This is a genomic window from Halorubrum sp. C191, from assembly GCF_002727095.1.
GTDB classification, from domain to species: Archaea; Halobacteriota; Halobacteria; order Halobacteriales; family Haloferacaceae; genus Halorubrum; species Halorubrum ezzemoulense.
This window is the reverse complement of sequence record NZ_NHNZ01000224.1, coordinates 1-5,828: the sequence shown is the minus strand read 5'-3', so window position 1 is coordinate 5,828 and position 5,828 is coordinate 1. Positions and strand designations below refer to the sequence as shown.

The 5,828-nt window shown below is 54.7% G+C and carries 5 protein-coding genes and 1 pseudogene; all 6 read right to left on the bottom strand.

The genetic code is table 11. The features are described from left to right. Positions 1–80 precede the first annotated feature (80 nt). Positions 81–1,229 carry an ABC transporter permease gene (locus Z052_RS19000; RefSeq protein WP_099289371.1) on the bottom strand — a complete coding sequence of 383 codons (1,149 nt, stop codon included), beginning with the start codon at positions 1,227–1,229 and terminating at the stop codon, positions 81–83. Further along, the gene (locus Z052_RS18995; RefSeq protein ID WP_099289370.1) at positions 1,226–1,891 is read right to left on the bottom strand and encodes an ABC transporter ATP-binding protein; all 666 of its coding nucleotides are present in this window, start codon (positions 1,889–1,891) and stop codon (positions 1,226–1,228) included. Before Z052_RS18995 ends, Z052_RS19000 begins: the two co-directional genes overlap by 4 nt. Then, positions 1,888–3,024, bottom strand: coding sequence for a hypothetical protein (locus Z052_RS20010; protein ID WP_144050082.1), 1,137 nt, complete (start codon positions 3,022–3,024; stop codon positions 1,888–1,890). The genes Z052_RS18995 and Z052_RS20010 overlap by 4 nt, the downstream gene beginning before the upstream one ends. Before the next feature lie 558 nt (positions 3,025–3,582). Next, positions 3,583–4,011 (bottom strand): hypothetical protein, encoded by a 429-nt coding sequence (locus tag Z052_RS18990; RefSeq protein WP_099289369.1) that lies wholly within the window; start codon positions 4,009–4,011, stop codon positions 3,583–3,585. A gap of 787 nt (positions 4,012–4,798) precedes the next feature. Further along, positions 4,799–5,197 carry a hypothetical protein gene (locus Z052_RS18985; protein ID WP_241898020.1) on the bottom strand — a complete coding sequence of 133 codons (399 nt, stop codon included), beginning with the start codon at positions 5,195–5,197 and terminating at the stop codon, positions 4,799–4,801. A gap of 482 nt (positions 5,198–5,679) precedes the next feature. Next, positions 5,680–5,828: pseudogene (locus Z052_RS18980) on the bottom strand (IS630 family transposase); the annotation flags it as partial.

Below are 5,828 nucleotides of genomic sequence, written 5' to 3'. Positions count from 1 at the left end.
GCCAAACGTACTGCGTTGACAAAGGTGAACGAAGTAGCAGGCCCGTTCTGAACAGGCTCATTCCCGTGGTTCAACGTGACTCAGCCACGAAGTGCATCGACCGGTGACTCGTTAGCAGCGGTCCATGCAGGGTAGATTCCGCTTAGAACGCTCGCCATCAGAGCGAACAACATCCCATAGAGAAGATAGCGTGAACTTGACCACTCCAATGCGAGTGTCGCATCCCCGGTAAGAACCTGAAAGAGTGCGAGTCCGACCACAAGCGATCCGGCGCTACCAATGAGGCCACCAACCGCTCCAAGAAAGGCCGCTTCGGTGAGAATCATTCTAAGCACCTCGCCCCGGCGCACGCCGACGGCACGTAGTACGCCGATCTCACCGCGGCGCTCTATCGTGCTCATCAACATGACGTTCAGGATAGCGACGCTCGCAACGAACAGCGATATCGAACCGATGCCAAGGAGAGCGAGTTCAAGTGTGTTAGTGAACGAGGAGATATCTTCTTGGACGCTTGCGAAGCTTGTCGCGGTCAATATTTCGTCGTCGGCATCGTTGAACTCTGCCTCAATGGCGTTTGCGGTCGCAGCACTCGCTTCTCCACTTGCGGCAATAACAGTAACTGAACTGTAGTATTCCTGCTCGCTAAGCGCTGACTCCGGGAGCACAAGCTCACCACCACCGCTCGGTCCAAACCCACTTTCGGCGGCGATAAAACCACGAATACGATATATTTGCCCGTCGTATTCGACTGGGTCGCCGAGTTGTAAGCCTAGTTGCTCGGCCGTCGATGCTGAGATCAGGGCTCCTGTTTGGAGGCGCGTGGGGTCATCACCAGATGCAATATCATACAGGGGGGCCGGGTTCGTCACGCCAGTGACTTGCACGTTCGCTTCGGCTCCATTCCGCGCCGTGAGCTCGGTCGCATTTGATTTCTGTGGGATGACTGTTGTGGCGGGTGCAACGTCTCGTATCGTTGCTACCTGCTCATCGGTTATCCCGTCGGTCTCAATATCCTCGCCGGGGGAGACGGTTACTTCGTTTGCGAGGTTCCCGAGGTTAGATGTCGCCTGTTGTTCAAGCGCAACGCCAGTCATCCCTAGCGACACGATTGCCATCACACCGATGACGATACCGAGCATCGCGAGGGCCGTTCGGATTCGGTTTCGCCCAAGATTTCGCCATGCCATGAGCACGCTTGGGAACCGACGGAGCGACGATGTCACGGTCATTCTTGGACAACCCCGTCGACGAGTCGCACGACGCGATCTGCGTATCCTACCAGCTGTTCGTCGTGCGTGATTGCGACGACCGCGATATTCTCCTCATTTTTCAGACGTGTGATTTCGTCGAGCACCGTTTCACCCGTCTCTTGGTCGAGATTTCCGGTCGGCTCGTCCGCGAGAAGGATATCCGGCTCGTTGATGAGTGATCGCGCGATTGCAACCCGCTGTTTTTGCCCACCGGAGAGTTCGTCTGGGGTATGTGACAGTCGGTCGCCAAGACTCACCCGCCGTAACAGATCGACAGCGCGGTCTCGACGATCAACATCGGTGTCCCACATGGAGGGGAGTTCAACGTTTTCCGCTGCGGTGAGCATCGGCAGCAGATGGAAGTCCTGAAACACAAAGCCCAGCTGTGAGCGACGTTCTTCGGTCCGCTCGTCTTCACTGAAGTCTGTCACGTTCCGTCCATCAAGATGGACGGCCCCTTCCGTTGGGCTATCGAGTAACCCGATCATGTTGAGCATCGTGCTCTTGCCGCTTCCTGACGGGCCTGTGACCACGACCATCTCACCACGTTCGGCACGAAAGTCGACAGCGTTCAGCGCCTCGATTATCTCAGCCTCGGTGTCATAGCGCTTCGTCACCCCGGTTAAGCGAATAACGCTCATTCGCGGTTCCAGAGCCGATAGAGCAGCCCACTTCCACCGACTACCACAAGCAACCCGACAATGAGTGGAATCAGCGGGAGTCCTGACGAGCCAGCGCTCCCGTCGCCACCTGCGGTTGCAGCTGGCCGATCTTGACTCGATTCGGGACTGACAGGGCTGGCCGTCGAGAGATCGATTGTTTGGGTTGTTGTGATTCGCTCGTTATCGACGAGATAGGTGAGTTCGATTGGAAGCGTGTCAGTCCCGTTTGAGACGGAGGAACTGAGCTCGAACGTTGCAAACTCACTCGCATCGACGGAGCCAACGAAGAACTCACCAGCCCCGCTAGCCGGCGACACCGTCTCGCTGTCAGGGATGCGTACAAGAACGGAATCAACGTCTGTCCCACCAATGTTTGCGGCTTCACCGTCAACCGAGATGGCTGTTCCCCGCTCTGTAACTTCAACGCTGGTTAACCGAATTTCGCCTTGCACCTGCCGGTTGAGATCGACTGTCCGAGTAACCTCATGACGCTCGCCGCGTGCCGTGTACGCTCCGGTGAGTGTGACAGCATCCGAGTCATAATTGGTAGTGTCAAACGTAACGGATTCACTCTCGTTGGGTGTAATGTCGAACGTACTCCGCTGGTCGCGTTGCGTTCCGTCAACTGCGGTCCGTATTTCAGCGTCAGTGAGCTCAACGTTCCCGTAGTTGGTGAGCGTCACCGTCGTCTCCCCGGAGTTGTTTGTGCTCGCTGCGATACCGGCGTCTATCTCAGGTGCCTCCACATCGATCGTTATCGGGCGGTAGTACGCCCGCAGATGAGAAGTCCGACTTCCGTTTGATTGTGATGCTGCGGACACATGCGCCAGCAGGTTCTTTTCACCTGCTGAGTCAAACGATGTTGTAATGGGAATCGTTAGACTTCCGCCGGGAGCAATCGCACCAACGTCTTCAACCCGCTCGTAGTGCTCGCTGGTTGTTCGCAGCATAATGCTTGAGACATCAACGATTGAATTACTCCCTTCTTGATTCGAGATCGTCACCTCAACTGTGACCGTCTCACCGACTGTTGGGTCAGTGGGCGTGACGTTTACTGATGACACGTTGACTGCAGGTCCATTCGCAGCAACCGCTGTGACACCGCCGATCATCGCGCTTGCGAGGACGACTACTGCAACAAGCCCACGCACTAAGCGGCACGCAGTCATTTGATTGTGACCCGAAGATCGTCAATCCGTCTTGATTGGAGGGACTCGTCGTGTTGGGACCAACCCCATCTACTGGTGTGGAGGGACAAACACATCTGTCGATTGGTTGTTTGGCCGTCATGGAAAAGGCTATGATCGCGTTGATCAGTAAGGTTTCCACTCGAAAAAATCAGATACTGTACTGACTGATCACTTTCCCCCGTTGCCCGGCGTGACGAATTTGAGCAAGATGTCGATGAACGTCGACTTGCCGGCGATGCTCGACCTGAGGGGCCCGAGGATTTCCCGCTATCGACCGTTAAACCGACGCCTCCGAGAGAGAGTATGTCGCTGTAACAGTTCAAGGGGTCCGTGGCGTTAATAACGTTCACAGAACGTTGAAACGCGGTAGCCGTAGATAAACACGATGTCGAAGCTTCGGAGTCAGAAACACCAACACCGTCGTTCGATCGGACTCGTTGGAGCCGCAAGCACCGATCCGGGGTCAGCCAGCTCCCGTCGCTATGCTGCGTGCGATCGGAGTATCTGCCCGGCACGCCAGAGGAGGGTGACAAGCAGCGGGAGCAGCGCCACACACATACTGAGCGTCAGGGTCTGCGGGACGATCCAAGGTGTCACGAACGCCATCCCGACCCCGACAAACGGGCCAATGACCACGGCAATAACCGTACTCATGAGCCACCGTCGTTGGCTGTCGTTGAACTCGATGCCGTACCCATCCGTTGGCGGTATCAACATTCCAAGCGGGAGGAGGAACAGACCGGCCCAAACGACGAGCGACAGCGCGAGGAGCGCAACTGCCGGACCGAACAACCCTCCCATACCCGGCGATGGTAGCCTCACGAGCTCCCGGTAGCCGAAGACTGCCAGTCCTGCGCCGACAATCGCCACCGGTAGCTGGAACAACCCCAGTATGCCATCTCCATTCATCAGTTCTTCATACTCTGCCGTTTCAAAAGCTGTTAACACGGGGTTTCGTGACCTGAAACAGCGTCGTGACGCGGCGTGGCGTTCTCGCAGCAAAAACAACACTACGACCCCGTGTATGATCAAAAATGAGAGTACGGCCACTTGGCATGGCCAGCAGTCCACCGGTCCGATACTATGAGACTACCCGTGCCTGAAAAGATAGGCGTTCGGTGATTGGACTGGAAACCTGACACTCCCGCCGCTCGGAATGCCTCCGCGTAAACACGGGAGAGGATGTCACTTTATGTTGTCTCACCTACAATACAAATAACGCGGGTTGATACAACCTTCTCTTGTACTGAGTGGCTGATGGTGGGTATAACCAGTTACAGAGGGTTTCAGCGAAACCGGTTGAACAGGTCCTAGAGGAGGCGAAAAAAGACCTAACCGGTTTCACGGCTGGTGAGACAGAGATGGGATATACAAGAACGCTCTTGTGTAGCACATTGTTGATGGCGAGCCTTCTTGCGATTCTCCCATAGATCGACCTAGATGAGAACCAGCTGTCTGAGCGATCTACCGGTCACTTTTTATCCATACCCTCTTTGGGAGAGCCGTATCAACAATCTACGCCATATGAGCGTACAAGAAAGTAGGTCCGCTTGTATTCACTCAACGATGATGGTCCCGCTGTGCTCGAGCGCATGGTGCGGGTGACAGGCGCATCTGAAACACCGGCTTCAGAACTCTCTCTTCGAAATGAATACTACACTTCACATAAATCGTCTCACTCCCGAACTCAGCGGCTTCAATCAGCGTTATTTGGTGTGGACCAGCCTGCTGTCACGTCGTCAGCTGCTATCCAATAGTGGTTTGCGACAGACGCAACGACAACAGTACCGAGTGTGCTCACTGCAAGATCGACGGCTGTATCGATCAAATAGTGACGGAGCGTCCACTCATGCCAGAACGACTTGAAAACGAACTCGTACACCTCGAATCCCGCTCTGATAGCGATGACCGTCGGGACGATCCACCAGACTGCCTTGCGGGTCACAACTCGTTCCCGATGGGTCAGCAATGCTAGAGCGGCGATGCCAGATCCACTCATCGTGTGCGTGAGGAGATCCCACCACGATACTATTGTGTAGATCTCGAATATGAGTCCAGTAAAATGGAATATCGTTACAGTTCCCGACCAGAACACAAGTCCAATCCACGCGACAGCGGTGCGGTCTCGTCGACGAATATCACTGATAGAGCGGGTAAAAAGTCGCAAGAGCCATAGATGGGGTTGGCTCGGGAATCCTCGCATTGATCGGGCAATGAACCATGCAATCGCAGCCAAGCCGGTTGAGGCAACACCGACAATAATTCGTGGTGAAAAGTGTGGGAGGGCAAGCATACGGCCCTACCAATGGCTAATGGATGCAAGTCGGTTCGGATAACTACGACCGATTTTTTTATTTATCAGCGTTTTCAGCGATTATGTTAGCGGACAAGGCGAATACCCTGAGATTTGACCTCGGAGATAGAGCCGACAATTAGTGATGCAAACCATCGGATTAACACATCGTATTGGGGCCGGTGTCGTTTTTTGAGCGAGGGTGGCTAAACAATCTCAGAGTACGTTATATACTGATGAGTATCGTGAACTGTTAATCGACCTCACGAGCCGCTATGTTATACTCACGGACATAAATACGTGAACACATCTGGGATTTCGACCCGGTCGAGTGCAGAGAGAGCAGCCTCACGGAGATCGTCGAGTGTGTCAAACAGGCGGTTCCCAAGTTCTTGATCAAGTTGTCTCCAACACTCTTCCGCGGGGTTCAGCT